The 16,088-nt window shown below is 68.2% G+C and carries 16 protein-coding genes; 7 read left to right on the forward strand and 9 right to left on the reverse strand.

Annotated elements, in window-relative coordinates; genetic code table 11:
* Positions 1 to 7 precede the first annotated feature (7 nt).
* The 4 genes from sigM (at position 8) to trxA (ending at position 2,887) form a co-directional block, all read left to right on the forward strand.
* Positions 8 to 643 (forward strand): RNA polymerase sigma factor SigM, encoded by a 636-nt coding sequence (gene sigM, locus ABZ444_RS12905; protein WP_352322958.1) that lies wholly within the window; start codon positions 8 to 10, stop codon positions 641 to 643.
* A complete protein-coding gene (locus ABZ444_RS12910; protein WP_357995179.1) occupies positions 633 to 1,505 on the forward strand; it encodes a zf-HC2 domain-containing protein in 873 nt (290 codons plus the stop codon). Before sigM ends, ABZ444_RS12910 begins: the two co-directional genes overlap by 11 nt.
* A 124-nt stretch (positions 1,506 to 1,629) precedes the next feature.
* Complete coding sequence (trxB, locus tag ABZ444_RS12915; protein WP_357995181.1) at positions 1,630 to 2,562, forward strand: thioredoxin-disulfide reductase; 933 nt, start codon at positions 1,630 to 1,632, stop codon at positions 2,560 to 2,562.
* Between the two features lie 10 nt (positions 2,563 to 2,572).
* Positions 2,573 to 2,887 carry a thioredoxin gene (gene trxA / locus ABZ444_RS12920; protein WP_357995183.1) on the forward strand — a complete coding sequence of 105 codons (315 nt, stop codon included), beginning with the start codon at positions 2,573 to 2,575 and terminating at the stop codon, positions 2,885 to 2,887.
* A 76-nt stretch (positions 2,888 to 2,963) separates the two neighbouring features.
* Here the strand turns inward: trxA and ABZ444_RS12925 are convergent, their stop codons facing one another.
* Positions 2,964 to 3,581, reverse strand: a complete 618-nt coding sequence (locus ABZ444_RS12925) for a GNAT family N-acetyltransferase (RefSeq protein WP_357995185.1) — start codon at positions 3,579 to 3,581, stop codon at positions 2,964 to 2,966.
* Positions 3,582 to 3,852: 271 nt separating this feature from the next.
* On the opposite strand from ABZ444_RS12925, the gene ABZ444_RS12930 reads away from it, so the two are divergent.
* The 3 genes from ABZ444_RS12930 to ABZ444_RS12940 all read left to right on the forward strand — a co-directional run bounded on the left by ABZ444_RS12930 (position 3,853) and on the right by ABZ444_RS12940 (position 9,321).
* The gene (locus tag ABZ444_RS12930; protein WP_357995254.1) at positions 3,853 to 5,085 is read left to right on the forward strand and encodes a PLP-dependent aminotransferase family protein; all 1,233 of its coding nucleotides are present in this window, start codon (positions 3,853 to 3,855) and stop codon (positions 5,083 to 5,085) included.
* Between the two features lie 128 nt (positions 5,086 to 5,213).
* Entirely contained in the window at positions 5,214 to 6,170 is a 957-nt protein-coding gene (locus tag ABZ444_RS12935) for a D-alanine--D-alanine ligase (protein WP_357995187.1), read from the forward strand.
* A gap of 2,104 nt (positions 6,171 to 8,274) precedes the next feature.
* Positions 8,275 to 9,321: an aminotransferase class V-fold PLP-dependent enzyme gene (locus tag ABZ444_RS12940; RefSeq protein WP_357995189.1), complete on the forward strand. Its 1,047-nt coding sequence runs from the start codon at positions 8,275 to 8,277 to the stop codon at positions 9,319 to 9,321.
* Between the two features lie 582 nt (positions 9,322 to 9,903).
* Here ABZ444_RS12940 and ABZ444_RS12945 read toward each other — a convergent pair.
* From ABZ444_RS12945 to rpmH, 8 genes are all read right to left on the reverse strand, one after another.
* Complete coding sequence (locus ABZ444_RS12945; protein ID WP_357995190.1) at positions 9,904 to 10,866, reverse strand: ParB/RepB/Spo0J family partition protein; 963 nt, start codon at positions 10,864 to 10,866, stop codon at positions 9,904 to 9,906.
* A gap of 254 nt (positions 10,867 to 11,120) precedes the next feature.
* A complete protein-coding gene (locus tag ABZ444_RS12950) occupies positions 11,121 to 12,020 on the reverse strand; it encodes a ParA family protein (RefSeq protein WP_357995192.1) in 900 nt (299 codons plus the stop codon).
* Between the two features lie 206 nt (positions 12,021 to 12,226).
* Positions 12,227 to 12,898, reverse strand: coding sequence for a 16S rRNA (guanine(527)-N(7))-methyltransferase RsmG (gene rsmG / locus ABZ444_RS12955; RefSeq protein ID WP_352322967.1), 672 nt, complete (start codon positions 12,896 to 12,898; stop codon positions 12,227 to 12,229).
* 545 nt (positions 12,899 to 13,443) lie between these two features.
* The gene (locus ABZ444_RS12960; protein WP_357974044.1) at positions 13,444 to 13,932 is read right to left on the reverse strand and encodes a R3H domain-containing nucleic acid-binding protein; all 489 of its coding nucleotides are present in this window, start codon (positions 13,930 to 13,932) and stop codon (positions 13,444 to 13,446) included.
* A 20-nt stretch (positions 13,933 to 13,952) separates the two neighbouring features.
* A complete protein-coding gene (gene yidC / locus ABZ444_RS12965; RefSeq protein ID WP_357974047.1) occupies positions 13,953 to 14,876 on the reverse strand; it encodes a membrane protein insertase YidC in 924 nt (307 codons plus the stop codon).
* Between the two features lie 4 nt (positions 14,877 to 14,880).
* The gene (gene yidD, locus ABZ444_RS12970) at positions 14,881 to 15,138 is read right to left on the reverse strand and encodes a membrane protein insertion efficiency factor YidD (protein WP_352322972.1); all 258 of its coding nucleotides are present in this window, start codon (positions 15,136 to 15,138) and stop codon (positions 14,881 to 14,883) included.
* A gap of 17 nt (positions 15,139 to 15,155) precedes the next feature.
* Positions 15,156 to 15,518, reverse strand: coding sequence for a ribonuclease P protein component (gene rnpA / locus ABZ444_RS12975; RefSeq protein ID WP_357693308.1), 363 nt, complete (start codon positions 15,516 to 15,518; stop codon positions 15,156 to 15,158).
* A gap of 62 nt (positions 15,519 to 15,580) precedes the next feature.
* Entirely contained in the window at positions 15,581 to 15,718 is a 138-nt protein-coding gene (gene rpmH, locus ABZ444_RS12980; RefSeq protein ID WP_043614899.1) for a 50S ribosomal protein L34, read from the reverse strand.
* Positions 15,719 to 16,088 lie beyond the last annotated feature (370 nt).

A 16,088-nucleotide genomic window follows, 5' to 3' on the forward strand; every position in this document is an offset into this window, starting at 1 on the left:
CTCTCTTGTGAACTCCCCACCCGAGACACCCTCACCAGCGGAGCGGCCGGCGATCACAGACGCCGAGCTGCTGACCGCGCACATCAACGGGGATCCACACGCGTTCAGCGAGATCGTCAAAAGGCACCGTGACCGCATGTGGGCGGTGGCGCTGCGTACTCTCGGTGACCCTGACGAGGCGGCGGACGCCGTTCAGGACGCGTTCGTCTCCGCATATCGCAAGGCCGCCTCGTTCCGTGGCGAGGCGGCCGTCACCACCTGGCTCCACCGCATCGTCGTCAACGCCTGCCTCGACCGGATGCGGCGCAAGTCCGTCCGTCCGGTGGCCGACGACGAACTGATCGAGGCCGCCGAGCGGGACAGCCCGCTCCCCGACCAGACCGTCGAGCGCGAGGTCTCGATGGAGGTTTCGGCCGCTCTGAAACTGCTGCCCGCCGACCAGCGGGCGGCCCTCGTGCTCGTGGACATGATGGGCTATTCGGTCGAAGACGCAGCTCAGGTGCTACAGGTGCCGAGCGGCACCGTGAAGAGCAGATGCGCACGGGGTCGCGCGAAACTTGCCCCAATTCTTTCGCATCTGCGGAACCGTTCGGACCTCAATCGCGTCTCATCCGCGAAGGGAGCAGAACTTCGTGACGGGTGATACGCACTACGATCTTGAGGTCCTCGCCGAGCTGGCAGAGGATCTCTTGGACGCCGCGACGGCACGCCGGGTCCGCGAGCATCTCGCGGTCTGCGACCCCTGTGGGGAGCTTCTGGCAGATCTGGCGGCGGTTCGCGAGGTGCTCGCGGCGACCCCAACACCGGCCATGCCGATGGGCGTCGCACTGCGCATCGACAAGGCGCTGGCCGCCGAGGCGGAGTCCCGCCGCGGGGGTGTCGACCTCGTGGAAGCACCTGACTGGGACAGGCTCATGCGGGACTCCCCGTGGGAGCAGCCGGCGGCGGAGATCCCCGAGCCGGTACGTCTCGGGGTGGTCTCCGACGACGGCACCATCGTCCCGGCCCGGACCAGGTCGGTACGGCGGCGCAGGTGGGCCATGCCCGCCGTGGCGGCGTCGGCGGCGGCCGCGGTGGTGGTCGGCACGTTGGCGGTCTCGGGCGGGTTGCTGGCCGGCGGGAGCGGGCCGGGCGGTTCGTCCGGGCCCACGGTGGCGCAGCCCGCGACACCGTCGAAGCCTCACCAGCGGGCCAGGGCCTACGCGCTGACCGACAGCAACTACAACTACAGCGACCGGGAGCTGCGCCAGCCGCTGCTCGGGTACTTCGGCGCCGCTCCGGCCCTCGAAGGCCCTACGGACACCGCCAGGGTCGACCGATGCGTCGGCAAGGTGGCCGCCCGTTCGAAGCTGAAGACGTTCGCGGTCGACCAGGGCCAGTACAACGGTCAGGAGGCGCTGATCGTGGCCTCCTGGAAGGACCAGGCCGCCAAGAAGCTGCGCATCGACATCGTCGACCCGTTCAACTGCAAGAACCTGCGCAAGCCCACATTGGGCCGCTGGTAATCGAAAGCCCACGTCAGAGCCCGCTTCGGCGGGCTCTTTCGTTTTGCGGGCAGGGCCGGGAATCAGCGCGGCCTAGGATCTGTTGAGCCCGAAGCAAACAGCAGACGAGGAAGGCGTGGGAGCGTTGAGCGACGTTCGTAACGTGATCATCATTGGGTCGGGCCCTGCGGGCTACACCGCGGCCGTCTACTCCGCGCGCGCCGAACTCAAGCCGCTGGTCTTCGAGGGCTCCGTGACGGCGGGCGGTGCGCTCATGAACACCACCGACGTGGAGAACTTCCCCGGGTTCCCCGACGGCATCATGGGTCCCGACCTGATGGACAACCTGCGCAAGCAGGCCGAGCGCTTCGGCGCCGAGCTGGTGGCCGACGACGTGGTCGAGGTCGACCTGGAGGCCAACCCCAAGGTCGTCAAGACCCACACCGACACCTACTACGCCAAGTCGGTGATCCTGACCATGGGCTCGGGCTACCGCGAGCTCGGCCTGGAGAACGAGAAGCGCCTGTCCGGCCACGGCGTGTCCTGGTGCGCCACCTGCGACGGCTTCTTCTTCCGCAACAAGGACATCGTGGTCGTGGGCGGCGGCGACACCGCCATGGAGGAGGCGACGTTCCTGACCCGGTTCGGGCGCATGGTGACGGTCGTCCACCGGCGTGGCGAGCTGCGCGCCAGCAAGATCATGCAGGAGCGCGCGTTCGCCAACGAGAAGATCCGTTTCGTCTGGGACTCCGAGGTCGTCGACGTGCTCGGCGACACCAAGGTCGAGGCGGTCAAGCTGCGCAACGTCAAGACCGGCGAGGAGTGCGAGCTGGCGACCGACGCGCTGTTCCTGGCCATCGGTCACGACCCGCGCACCGACCTGGTCAAGGGCCAGGTCGAGCTGGACGAGAACGGGTACATCAGGGTCGCCTCGCCGTCGACCGCCACCAACATCGACGGCGTGTTCGCGGCCGGCGACGTCGTCGACCACACCTACCGCCAGGCCATCACCGCGGCCGGCACCGGCTGTGCCGCCTCGCTCGACTCCGAGCGCTGGCTCGCCAACAACGAGAAGTAAGGAGCGCACCGTGAAGGCAGTTACCGACGCCACGTTCGAGACCGAGGTCCTCAAGAGCGACAAGCCCGTGCTGGTCGACTTCTGGGCCGAGTGGTGCGGCCCGTGCCGTCAGGTCGCGCCCATCCTCCAGGAGATCGAGAACGAGCACGGCGACAAGCTTGAGATCGTCAAGCTGAACATCGACGAGAACCCCGAGGTTCCCCGCCAGTACGGCGTGCTCCAGATCCCCACGATGAACGTCTACAAGGGGGGCGAGGTCGTGAAGCAGATCATCGGCGCCAAGCCGAAGGCCATGCTGCTCCGCGAGCTCGACGGCATCATCTAGTCGCCCTCATGCGAAAGCCCCCTGCGGCGGTGCCGCAGGGGGCTCTCGTTTGCCCTTCTTCGGCCCCCAAGAGCCGTCAGACGGGACGAAGGGCGCGCTCCGGACTCATGGAGCCCAGAAGGCGTTCGAGGGCCACCTCGACGTCCTCACGCCACGAGACGGCGCTCTTCAGCTCCAAACGGAGGCGCGGAAACCGCAAATGCGGTCGAACCGTCTTAAAACCCACAGAAAGCAAGTATTCAGCAGGAACTACACAACTCGCCTCTTCCCACTTCAGGTCGCCGAACGCCTCAATGGCCTTCACCCCGCGCCGGGTCAGATCCTTCGCCACGCCCTGAATCAGCATCCGGCCCAGCCCGCCGCCCGAGAACTCGGGGATGATGTGGGCCGTCATCAGCAGCACCGCGTCGGCGCTCACCGGCGAGGTGGGGAAGGCCAGCGAACGCGGGCTGTAGAGCGGCGGGCTGTAGAGGACGAACCCGGCCGGAACCCCGTCGACGTAGGCGATTTTCCCGCAGCTCCCCCATTCCAGCAGGGTGCCCGAGATCCAGGCCTCCTTCTCCAGCCCGGAGTCGCCGGCATGTATGGCCCGCTCGCCGCTGACGGGATCGAGCTCCCAGAACACGCACCGCCGGCAGCGGCGTGGCAGATCTTCGAGATTGTCCAGGGTTATGTTGACCAGCCGGCGCGACAACTACGGCCCCTATCGTCGACCCAGAAAAGCGCGCGAAAACCGCGTCCGTTGGTGGCATGGTAGCTCAGTGAAGATGGAGCCAGCGGATACCACGACGGTCGAGCCCGGTCACGAAGGACATGTCCGACTGGCGTAATCTGGTATTTCGGTCCGATATGACACACCTAGGAGGTGGGCCGTGACGGAAGAGCAGGATCACGGTCAGACACCCGCGACCCAAGGGTCGCGCATCGACGCCTACGTCGATCGGTACGCCGCGCGAGCTACCGGGATGGTCGCCTCCGAGATCCGAGCTCTCTTCGCCGTCGCGTCGAGACCCGAGGTGGTCTCGCTCGCCGGCGGCATGCCGTACGTCACGGCGCTCCCCCTCGACATGGTCGGCGAGCTGGTCTCCGACCTGGTCACCACGCGCGGCACGGTCGCGCTGCAGTACGGTTCCGGCCAGGGTGACCCGCACCTGCGCGAGCAGATCTGCGAGGTCATGCGGCTGGAGGGGATCGAGGCCGGGGCGAACGACGTCGTCGTCACCGTCGGTTCACAGCAGGCGCTCGACCTGATCACCCGGATCTTCATCGACCCGGGCGACGTCGTGCTCGCCGAAGGCCCCTCGTACGTCGGGGCCCTGGGGACGTTCTCCGCCTACCAGGCCAAAGTGGTCCACATCGCCATGGACGATCAGGGCATCGTGCCCGAATCGCTGGCGCAGACCATCTACGCGCTGGAGACCGCCGGAGCGCCCGTCAAGTTCCTCTACACGATCCCGACCTTCCAGAACCCGGCCGGCGTCACGCTCAACCTGGCCAGGCGGCAGCAGGTGCTCGACATCTGCCAGCGTGCCGGCATCCTCGTCATCGAGGACAACCCGTACGGGCTGCTCGGCTTCGACGGCGAGCCCATGCGCGCCCTGCGCGCCGACAACCCCGACGGCGTGGTCTACCTGGGGTCGTTCTCCAAGACGCTCGCCCCCGGCTTCCGCGTCGGCTGGGCGCTCGCGCCGCACGCCATCCGCGACAAGCTGATCCTGGCCATGGAGTCGGCCGTGCTGTCGCACTCGGTGTTCACGCAGCTCGCCGTGGGCCAATACCTGGCCACGCAGCCGTGGCGGGAGCAGATCAAGTCCTTCAAGGAGCTCTACCGCGAGCGGCGCGACTCCATGCTGGACTCCCTGGAGGCCCTGATGCCGCCCGAGGTCACCTGGACCCGTCCGGCCGGCGGCTTCTTCGTCTGGGCGACCCTGCCCGAAGGGCTCGACTCCAAGGCGATCCTGCCGCGGGCCGTGGCCGAGCGGGTGGCGTTCGTGCCCGGCACCGGGTTCTTCTCCGACGGCAGCGGCGCCCGGCACATGCGACTGTCCTACTGCTTCCCCGAGCCCGATCGCATCCGCGAGGGCGTCCGGCGCCTGTCCGGAGTGATCGAGCAGGAGATGCAGCTCCGGGACATGTTCGGCACCGGCTCCGGTCCCGAGCGGGCCGGCGTCGACACTCCGGGGCCCGAACTGGCCTAGCTTCCTCGGTACGGCCGGCGCTCCCCGGGGACGGGGACGCCGGCCGTACTCGTGTGCGGGCCTCACCTACACCATTCGCCGCCAGCCGCCGGTACGGTTGGACGCGTACGATCAGCGGAGGAGATGTGATGAGCGATCTGGGCCACGTGCTCGTGCTGGCCGGGGGCCTCTCCTATGAGCGGGAGGTGTCCCTGCGCTCCGGCCGCCGGGTGAGCGAGGTGCTGCGCGCCGCGGGCATCGACGTGGAGGCCCGCGACACCGACGCCTCCCTCGTGCCCGCCATCCTCGCCGACCCGCCCGAGGCGGTGTTCGTCACCCTCCACGGCGGCGCGGGCGAGGACGGCGCGATCCGTTCCGTGCTCGAACTCCTCGACGTGCCCTACGTAGGCGCCGGCCCCGACGCCTGCCGCGTGGCCTTCGACAAGCCCACCGCCAAGGCCGTCGTACGCTCGGTCGGCCTGCGCACCCCCGAGTCCGTCACCCTCCCCAGGGAGACCTTCCACGACCTCGGTGCCACCGTCGTGCTCGGCCGCATCATCGACCGGCTCGGCCTCCCCCTGTTCGTCAAGCCCGCCCGCGGTGGCTCGGCCCTCGGCGCGTCCATCGTCCGTACGGCCGAAGAGCTGCCCGCCGCCATGGTCGGCTGCTTCGCCTATGGCGACACCGCCCTCATCGAGCGGTACGTCGAGGGCGTCGAGGTGTCGGTCTCGGTCGTCGATCTCGGTGAGGGGCCCGTGGCGCTGCCGGCTGTGGAGATCGTCCCCGACGCCGGTGTCTACGACTACGCCGCCCGCTACACCGCCGGGCACACCGAGTTCTTCGCCCCCGCCCGCCTCTCCGCGGCCGCCGCCGAAGCCTGCGCCCGGATGGCCGTGACGGCGCACACGGCGTTGGGGCTGCGGGACATCTCCCGTACCGACCTGATCGTGGACGCGGCCGACGACCCGCACTTCCTGGAGGTGAACGTGGCGCCGGGGATGACGGAGACGTCGCTGCTGCCGATGGCCGCGGAGGCAGCGGGACGCGACCTCGGCGACCTCTGCCGCACCCTCCTCCAAAACGCCGCCCACCGCCCCCGCCCCTAACCCCTCCCCACGCCCCTACTTCCCGCGGCGGCTTCTCGCCCCTCTTCCCCGCGGTGGCTTCTCGCCTCCGCCGCGCGCCAGCTCCCCCGTCCCCCGTGCGGCGACTGTTCTCTTCCGCCGCGCGGGCGGCGCTGCTCTCTTGTTCACCGCGCGGCGCCGCCCGTTGCCCACCCCCGCGAGAGCTCCCCCTTGTCCGCCAGGCGACGACTGCTCTCGTCCCTCACGCGACTACTGCTCTCTTGTCCCTCGTGCGGCGCCTCCCCTTGTCCACCGCACGACAACCCCTCGTCCACCAGGCGACCACCACTCCCGCCCCACCGCACGGTGGCTGCTCTCTCTTCCCTCGTGCGACGCCTCCCGTCATCCGCCGCACGACACCCCGCTCATCCACCCGCTCTCTTCCGCAGCGCAGCGCACCGCTCTCACGCTCCGCGTGGTGCTGCCCCTGTCCCCCGCGCGGCGATCCCCCACGTCCACCGCACGACAACCCCTCGTCCACCAGGCGACCACCACTCCCGCCCCGCCGCGCGGCTGCTGCTCTCTCTTCCCTCGTGCGGCGCCTCCCGTCATCCGCCGCATGACAGCCCCTCGTCCGCCAAGCGTCCACCGCTCCCGTCCTGCCCCCCCTTGTCCCCCGCGCGGCGACTCCTCTTGTCCGCCAGGCGACCACCACTCCCTTCCGTGGCGCAACCACTCTCGTGCTCCGCGCGGTGCTGCCCTCTCGTCCCCCGCGAGGCGACTCCCCTCGTCCACCGCACGACAGCCCTCTCGTCCGCCAGGCGGCGACTGCTCTCGTCTGTCACGCGGCTGTCCCTTGTCTAGCGCGCGGCTGCTGCTCCCTCTTCCACGCAGCCAGCCCCCTCTTCTTCCTCTGCAGCGACAGCTCCTCCATTCCTCCGCGCGGCAACTCCTGCACATCCCCCGCGTGGACCCTCTCCCCTCCCGTCTCTCCCTCCGTATCCGGCCCTGTTTCCTCCCCTCGCCGCTCCTGCCTCCGTCTCTCGCTTGAGACGAGCTCCTGTCTCCTCACCCGCCCGCCTTCGAAGTCGGGCTCTTTCCTTTCCCTTTCTGGGATGCCTCCCGCAGCGCGTCACCCGCCTCTCCGTCAGAACCCTGGTACCAGCGCCACTCCTGGCCGCGCCTCCTCGCGCGCGCCTCCTCGCGCGCGCCTCCTTCGCCCCCCGCTCCCCGCCTCCCGTCGCACTCCCCTGACCGCTGCTCTCCGCCGCTCCCCCAGCCGTCCACAGCTGAGTGCCTCACCCACCGCATCTCCTTCAGCGTGCCTCTCCTCGACCGCCTGTCACTGACCGCCTTCAGCGCACTTCTCTCTCAGGACGTCTCCCACCGCGCGTCACCGCATCTCCCGCCGCAGGAAATCTCCTCCACGCCGTTCATCAGCGCCTCTCCTTGGCCGTCCATGACTGACCGCTTTCGGCGCCTCTCCCTCAAAACCTCCGCCCGCAGCACGCCGCCACTTCTCCTCCAGCGCGCCTCGCTCCTGGTCACTGCTCATCAGCGCCCCCGTCCGCCGTCCGTCACTGAGCAGCTCTCCCCGACACCTCGCCGCGCGTCCACTTCAGGAACACTCTCCTCGGCCATCCATCGGCGACGCCTCTTCAGCGCGTGTCTCCTACCAACGCCTTCCGGCTCATGTGCCGGCGTTTCCCGTCGCGCCCGCCATCCCGTGCGCCGAACTGACGGCGCCTTCTTCCAAGGCTTGCTTCCCTGACGCTCTGCAGTGCCGGAGCCGCCTGCCTCCGCATCACCGGCCCCTTCCCCCTCGCCACCGGCCGGCCCCCGACGGGTGGCCCCGCCTTCTTTCGATGCCTTGGCTGGTTGCGGTCGCTCAACTCATGGACAGCAGCCGTGGGCCTTTCCACCAGACCTCGTCGACGACCTCGCCGCCATCCGTCGCCATGCCGCACAGGCGACCCGGTCGCAACCGCACCGTCCCAGAGCCCTGACAACGGCCACCGCTTGAAGCGTCAGCGCAACGTCGGCGGGAGGCACCACCGCCAACGCCCGCGAGGCAACCGCGAGAACCACCCTCGGCGGCCCCGCCCCTCCCAACCTCCCGTCCAAGCACCTTGCATAGCCTTACGGTGTGCCGATCAATCGCGCCCACCCAAAGAGCTTCGCCAGCGACAACCACGCAGGCGTGCACCCCGACATCCTCAACGCCATGACCGCCGCCAATCAGGGAGACGCCCCCGCCTACGGCGACGACACCTGGACCTCAACCTTCGAGCACAGAATCAAGGAAACGTTCGGCCCCACAGCGGAAGGCTTCGCCGTACTCAACGGAGCCGGCGCCAACATGGTCGGCCTGGCCCTCATGCTCGGCCGCTACGACGCCATTCTCTGCGCCGACACCGCTCACATCGCCACCCACGAAACGGGCGCCACGGAACGCCTTCTGGGCGTGAAGCTCCGAACCATCCCCACCCCTCAGGGCAAGCTCCACCCGGACGACATCAAGGCCCAGCTCCACCTCATCGGCCAGCACCACGAGCCCCAACCGACGGTCGTCTCCATCTCCCAGGTGACCGAGTTGGGCACCTGCTACACCCCCACCGAGATCGCCGCCCTGGCCGAAGCGGCCCACGCCTCCGGCCTACGCCTCCACGTGGACGGCGCCCGTCTCGCCAACGCCGCCGCCCACCTGAACTGCTCCCTGAAAGCCATCACCACGGACGCAGGCGTGGACGTCTTCAGCTTCGGCGGCACCAAGAACGGCGCCATGGCCGCGGAAGCGGTGGTCGTCCTGGACCCGTCCCTGACGGACGCCGTCCCCTACCTCCGCCGCCAGTCACTCCAGTTGGCCTCCAAGATGCGCTTCATCTCAGCCCAGCTCTCCGCTCTCCTGGCCGACGACCTGTGGCGCCGCAACGCCTCTCACGCGAACCAGATGGCACTCCGCCTGGCGAACGGGCTCGCTGACGTACCGGGCGTCACCCTCACCCACCCCGTGGAGTCCAACGCCGTCTTCGCCACCCTCCCCCACGCCACCTCAGAATCCCTCCTGCAGGACTACCTCTTCCACTACTGGGACGAGACCGCAGGCACCGTCCGCTGGATGACCGCCTTCGACACCGCCGAAGAGCACGTGGACGACTTCCTGGCCGCTCTCCACAAAGCAGCCGCCCACTGACCTCCGGCACCGTTTCACGTGAAACACCGCCTCCCGCCGCGCTCCTCCGGCTGGAGTCCCGCAGGCGTTTCACGTGAAACACGGCCGCCCGCCGCTCCAGGAGCTGCGTTCACGTAGAGCAAGCCCGAAAGTCCCGCCAGGAGCGGATGCGTGAGGCATGGCGGCGTGAAGCGTGGAGTGTTGGGCACGGAGAACCGAACCGCCCGAGGCCCAGCCCAAGAAGAGGCAAGGCTGAACAAGATCCACCAGGCGCGGCCACAGCCACGCTCCTCTGCGAAGAACGAAGCGGCTGAGCAATCACCGCGCGGCACCGAGCGAGCTAGAAAGCCGGAGAGCCGGTCGAACTGGAGCGAGTTGGAGAGAGCTGGAGAGAAGCTCAAGGCCGCAGCCCAGCCAGCCAAGGCGCTCGCCACGCATGCCGCACCCCCGACGCGACACTGCGGACACGCCCACCGCGACACTGCGGACACGCCCACAAGACGAAGCAAGACCGGGTGCAGAAGGACAGAAGAGAGGAGGAGAGAGAGTCAAGGAAGCGGTTTCACGTGAAAGAGCGAGTGGTTTCACGTGAAACAGGCAAGATCAGTCCTCGCGCTCCCGCATCGCCCGTGCCGCCTCAGGCGCCATCGTCCCGATGATGCGCTCAAGGTCGTCGATCGTCGCGAACTCCACCACGATCCGCCCCTTACGCCGCCCCAGGTCGACCTTGACCTTCGTCTCGAAGTGGTCGGACAATCGGTCCGCCAGATGGGTCAGACCAGGAGCCGTAGGCTTGGGCACCTGCCGCTCCCGCGGCGCCTTCTGGGCAGCCTTCGCGCTACCCATGGCGACGATCTCCTCCACCGCCCTCACGGACAGCAGCTCCGCCACGATGCGCTTGGCCAACTCAACCTGCTCCCCCGCGCTGCTCAGGCCGAGCAGGGCGCGAGCGTGCCCGGCGCTGATGGTGCCGGCGGCCACGCGGAGCTGAACCTCCGGCGGGAGGTTGAGCAGCCGGAGCGTGTTGGTGATGTGGGATCGAGAGCGCCCCACCTTGCTGGCCAGCTGCTCATGGGTCGCCTGGAAGTCGTCCAGCAACTGCTGGTAGGCGGCCGCCTCTTCCAGAGCGTTCAGCTGCTCGCGCTGGAGGTTCTCGATGAGCGCGTCCCGGAGGAGGTCGGTGTCCTGGGTGTTCCGGACGATCGCCGGGACCGGGTCGAGACCGACCTGCTGGCAAGCCCGCCAGCGCCGCTCCCCCATGATCAGCTCATACTGGCCGCCGCCCACGGAACGCACCACGATCGGCTGCAGAAGGCCGACCTCACGGATGGAGTCGGCGAGCTCCTGGAGGCGCTCGTCGTCGAACACCTCACGCGGCTGACGAGGGTTGGGCACGATCGCGGTCAGCGCGACCTCTCTGAAGTACGCTCCAGCGATCGGCTTCGGGCCTGCCTCGACCGTGGAACCGTTCGAGGGAGCGGGCGCCGTACCCGGCCCGTCAACAATGGGTCCGGTCGGGATGAGCGCCCCGAGTCCCTTGCCCAATCCCCGCCGCTGCTGACTCACTGCGTCTCCTCATCCAGCCGGTCGATTCCGGTCACTCCAGGAGAGGTTACCGTTGCGGGCCCAACGGGGTGCCCCCACGCCACACACAGTCCTGTGGGATTTACGCCGACACGGTTACAAATCTGCCCAACTCACGACTCACGCCGAACGAGACCACCCGCCGCCGACGTCCACCAGGTCCAACCCGGCGTAGGCACACCGGAGCGCGGACTACGCCCTCAAGCCAAGCCCAGAAGACCCGAGAGCGAGCAGGATCAAGCCACGGTGGCGCGGTGGGCGATCTCCCGGGCCGCGTCCATGTACGCCATCGCCCCGCTCGACCCCGGGTCGTACGTCATGACCGACTGCCCATAGCTGGGCGCCTCCGACAGCCGGACGCTGCGCGGGATGACCGTCTTCAGCACCGTCTCCCCGAAGTGCGACCGCACCTCGTCGGCGACCTGCGAAGCCAGCCGGGTACGCCCGTCGTACATCGTCAGGACGATCGTGGAGAGCCGCAGGGCCGGGTTGAGGTGAGCCTTGATGAGGTCGACGTTCCTGAGGAGCTGCCCCAGGCCCTCCAGCGCGTAGTACTCGCACTGGATCGGGATCATGACCTCCTCCGCGGCGACCAGGGCGTTGACCGTCAGCAGGCCGAGGGACGGCGGGCAGTCGATGACGATGTAGTCGAACTCCGCCTCGTACGCCGCCAACGCCCGCCGGAGCCGGGCCTCCCGCGCCACCAGCGAGACGAGCTCGATCTCCGCGCCGGCCAGGTCGATCGTGGCGGGCGCGCAGTAGAGGTTCGGCATCTCGGGGACCTGCTTGACGATCTCCACCATGGGCAGATCGTCGACGAGCACCTGATAGACATCCGGTACGTCACCGCGATGCTCGGTGGCCAGAGCCGTCGAGGCGTTGCCCTGCGGGTCGAGATCCACCACGAGGACGCGCTGGCCGTGCATCGACAGGGCCGCGGCAATGTTCACCGAAGTGGTGGTCTTGCCGACGCCGCCCTTCTGGTTGGCTATCGCGATCACTCTGCACTTCGCCGGCCGCGGCCAGGAGTTGTCGCCGTCGCCGCTGGTGCCGCCCCTCTGGGTGGCGGCCGGCTGCTCGGCGGCTGGCTGGGTGGCGGCCGGTTGGGTGGCGGCAGGTGTTTCACGTGAAACCACTGAACTGAGCGCCTCTCGTACCAACGGCGAATCACCGGGGTTCAGGGGGGTCTGGGTCACGTTGGCCATCCTTTCAACCAGTGGTGTGCCGGTGCCGGGAATTTGCTGTTGCGACACGCCCATTTCGGGCCATCCAACCCCGGTTGGGCTCTCGGACCGACGGCTGTCCGGCCAGCCAAGACCGCAAGACGCGACTGGCACAACCGTCACCTCCTTCGTCGCCGCCTGGCTCGCTCCGGCGCGCGACCCGCTACCACCCGAACCAATGTTGCAGGCGGCTCGACCTTACCGTGCCCGACGGTCACAAGCTCGGCCGTTCGGGCCCCGCAGGCCCGCAATTGGGACTCCGCCTCGGCGAGCTCGCCGGCGGCTCGCTCCCCCTTCATGGCTATCAGCTCGCCGCCCTCACGCAGAAGAGGCATGGCCCATTTCAGCAGCCGGTCGAGCGGCGCGACCGCCCGAGCACTGGCGACGTCGAACTCCCGCTCCCCCGCCAGGTCCTCGGCCCGCCCGCGCAACACCTCGACGTTGTCCAGCTTGAGCGCCTCGACGCACTCCTCCAGGAACACCGTACGGCGAAGCAACGGCTCCAGCAGCGTGACCTCGATGTCCTGGCGGACGATGGCCAGAACCAGCCCCGGCAGCCCCGCCCCGGAGCCGATGTCCACCAGCCGCACCTCCGGCGGCACGGCCTCGGCGACCACGGCGCAGTTGAGCAGGTGGCGATCCCAGATACGCGGCACCTCACGCGGCCCCAGCAGTCCCCGGACGACGCCCGGGCCCGCCAGCAGCGCGGCGAACGCGTTCGCGCGATCCCATGCCTCCCCGGCGAAGACGTCCCGCGCTATGTCCGGCGGCGCCGGAAGCTCTTCGCTCACTGGATGCTGGCCCTTTCTCGGTCTCAGGTGGTGTTCGTACTCAGGTTGCCTGCTCGGCGGTGATGCCGGTGGGCTTTCGACGGTGGGTGTCTCGACGTTCTAGGGGCGGTGTCCACCCAAGGCTAGATGCGAGATCACACTGGAAGACTAGCGGGCTGGCATGTGGGTGACGGTCGAGCACGCCGCCGCGTACCCCTCCCGATCCACCCTCGACACCAAATCCCCAATAAACGACATAAAGCACATATCGCCCGAAAGAAGCACTCTGATCCGCTTTCCGGTATGAATGCCAAGGCCAGCGCACAAAACCGCACGCTCCCCCACTACCAGCGCCGAACCCGAACGCCAGCGCACGAAGACGCCGAACAACGCTCCAACAACAGGGAACAGGGATCGATCCGCGCAAGCATGGAGGCGAGCCTGCAAACCCCCTAGTGGCTCACACAGGCCCCGCATCCCGCACGTACAGCTATAGATACGGAAACGGCCGCCCATCAGCGCACCCAAGCGCCGACAGACGGCCGAACCGGCTCACTATGCACGTTTCAGGCGGGAAGGACCACCACGTACCGCTGCGGCTCCTCACCCTCGGACTCGCTGCGCAGCCCGGCGGCCGCCACCGCGTCGTGGACGATCTTCCGCTCGAACGGCGTCATCGGGTGCAGCGCCTTCGGCTCACCCTTCTCCTTGACCTGGATGGCGACCTCGGTGCCGAGCTTGCTCAGCTCGGCCCGGCGCCGCTCGCGGTAGCCGGCGACGTCGAGCATGAGCCGCGAACGCTCCCCGGTCTGCCGGTGGACGGCCAGCCGGGTCAGCTCCTGCAGCGCCTCCAGGACCTCTCCCGCGGGCCCTACCAGCTCGTTGCCCTTGAGCCCCACGACGGAGACCATGGCGCGGTCGCCCTCGACGTCCATGTCGATGTCGCCGTCGATGTCGGCGATGTCGAGAAGGCCCTCGACGTAGTCGGCAGCGATCTCGCCTTCCTGCTCAAGCGCGTTGAGATCAGGAGCCTTCTCCTGCTCGGCCTCGGTCATCGCCGGCCTCTCCTTCGTGTTCAAGACTTCTTGCTGCCGGTGCGCTTGCTGCGGGACTGGCGGCTGGGCTGCTGCCTAATGATCTTAGGCTCCGGGGCGGCGGGAGGGGCTTCCTCTTCCGGAGTGGTCTTGCGCATCTTGGCCACAAGGCCGGGCTTGGGCGTCACGGGGATGGCGTTGCCCTTGGCGTCGAACTGCGGCATCGGGTGCCGGCTGTAGAACCAGTGCTGCTGGCCCAGCGTCCACAGGTTGGTGGTGACCCAGTAGAGGATCAGGCCCAGCGGGAAGTTGAGGCTGAAGAAGGCGAACAGCGGCGAGATGTACATCAGGATCTTCTGCTGCTGCGCCATGGGGTTGTCCGGCATCTGCGCCATCGAGCGGGTCACGCTCTGCCGGACGGTGAGGAACGTGGTCAGCGAGCTGATCGCCACGAAGAAGCCGATGACGACCTTCTGGGCGATGTCAGGGGCCTCGAAGAACGTGGCGGGCAGGGGAGCGTTGATGATCAGCGCGTGCTTGGCGCTGTCGACCAGCTCCTGCGACATGCCGAACTTGGCCTGGTCGGCGGCGATGGCCCGCAGCACGGTGAACATCGAGATGAAGATCGGGAACTGCGCCACGACGGGGAGGCAGCCACCGAGGGGGTTGGCGCCCGCACCCTGGTACAGCGCCATGACCTCCTGGTTCATGCGCTGCTTGTCGTTCTTGTAGCGCTTACGGAGCTCCTGGACCTTCGGTGCCAGCTCCTGCATCTTCCGCGACGACCGCATCTGCTTGAGGAACAGCGGGAAGATGAGGATCCGCATGCAGACGGTCAGCGTGACGATGGTCAGCGCCCAGGTCAACCCGCTGTTGGGGTCGAGGAAAGTGCTGTAGACCTGGTGGATCCAGGTGATGACTTGGGCGACGGCCGTATACAGCCAATTGAGCCAGGACAGCTCCACCGAGCTAGCTCCCTTGCGTTTCGTGGGACCGGACCGGGCGTGGGGGCACCGGGTCTATACCTCCGGGATGGAATGGGTGGCACCGCCCGATGCGCCGGACAGTCAGCCATGTGCCGCGCAATGCCCCATGTACGGCAATCGCCTCGAGCCCATACGCGCTGCACGACGGGTAGAACCGGCAGCGTGGACCGAGCATCGGGCTGATGAAGGCCCGGTAGAACCGAATGGGGATGATCAGCGCCCGGGCGGCGAGGCCCGGCATCCCTTGCGGCTGCTCCGTCATCTGTGTCCACCCGTCGAGGACTCGCGCCGCCTGAGCAAACGATCCAGCGCGGCGTCGAGCTCGGCGGCCAGTTGCTCGACGCACGCGGACGCGGCCGGTGGATTGGCGCGTACCACCAGCAGGCTACCTCGCGGCAGCCGGTCGAGACGGTCGCGCATCAGGTGTCGGAGCCGTCGTTTGACCTTGTTCCGGGTCACCGCGCCACCAACGGCCTTGCTCACCACGAAACCAACCAGAGGTGTCTCTTCCCCAGAAAAGTTGAGATGCACCACCAGAGTGGGGCGTCCGGCGCGTTTGCCACGCCGGACCGCCGCTTCGAACTCGTCCCCGCGCCGCATGCGGGATTGACGGGACAGCACCGTATACGCCTAACGCCCGTCGGCGAGGTACACCGACGGGCCGGACTTAGGGCGCGGGTCGATCAGGCCGACAGCTTCTCGCGGCCCTTGCGGCGACGAGCGGCGAGGATGGCGCGACCGGCCCGGGTGCGCATCCGCAGCCGGAAGCCGTGGGTCTTCGCGCGGCGACGGTTGTTCGGCTGGAAAGTACGCTTGCTCACGGGTGGGCTCCAGGCTTGAAGGTGCGCCCAGGGGCGCTTATACACACATGGCTGGCCTGCCGTGGGAGCGAGGGCACGCGAAATAGCCGTCGCGTGGCAAGCCGACCGTCGTACGTTACGGGCCAACGGCGTCTCAGGTCAAACTGAACGGGTTATCCACTGATCCACAGGCGACTTTTCCACCGCCGGGCCCACGTCCACAGTTTGTGCATCCAGGTGCCACTACGCTGTGGACAACGTCTTGAACACAGCTGTGCACATGGATACTGTCGGCCCTTCTGGACCACCGGAAACACCGTGCACAGCCTGTGGATCTCCTGTGGAGGACCTGGGTACGAAGCCCTGCCGCCACGCTGTGGACGAAGGGGTC

This window comes from Nonomuraea sp. NPDC005730 (genome assembly GCF_040630865.1).
In the GTDB taxonomy this organism is placed as follows: Bacteria; Actinomycetota; Actinomycetes; order Streptosporangiales; family Streptosporangiaceae; genus Nonomuraea.

Excerpts from the sequence above, each read along its gene's own strand:
- ABZ444_RS12930 (WP_357995254.1), top strand. The coding sequence starts at position 3,853 with ATGGTCGCCTCCGAGATCCGAGCTCTCTTCGCCGTCGCGTCGAGACCC.
- ABZ444_RS12935 (WP_357995187.1), top strand. The coding sequence starts at position 5,214 with ATGAGCGATCTGGGCCACGTGCTCGTGCTGGCCGGGGGCCTCTCCTAT.
- ABZ444_RS12960 (WP_357974044.1), bottom strand. The coding sequence starts at position 13,932 with ATGACCGAGGCCGAGCAGGAGAAGGCTCCTGATCTCAACGCGCTTGAG.
- yidD (WP_352322972.1), bottom strand. The coding sequence starts at position 15,138 with ATGCCGGGCCTCGCCGCCCGGGCGCTGATCATCCCCATTCGGTTCTAC.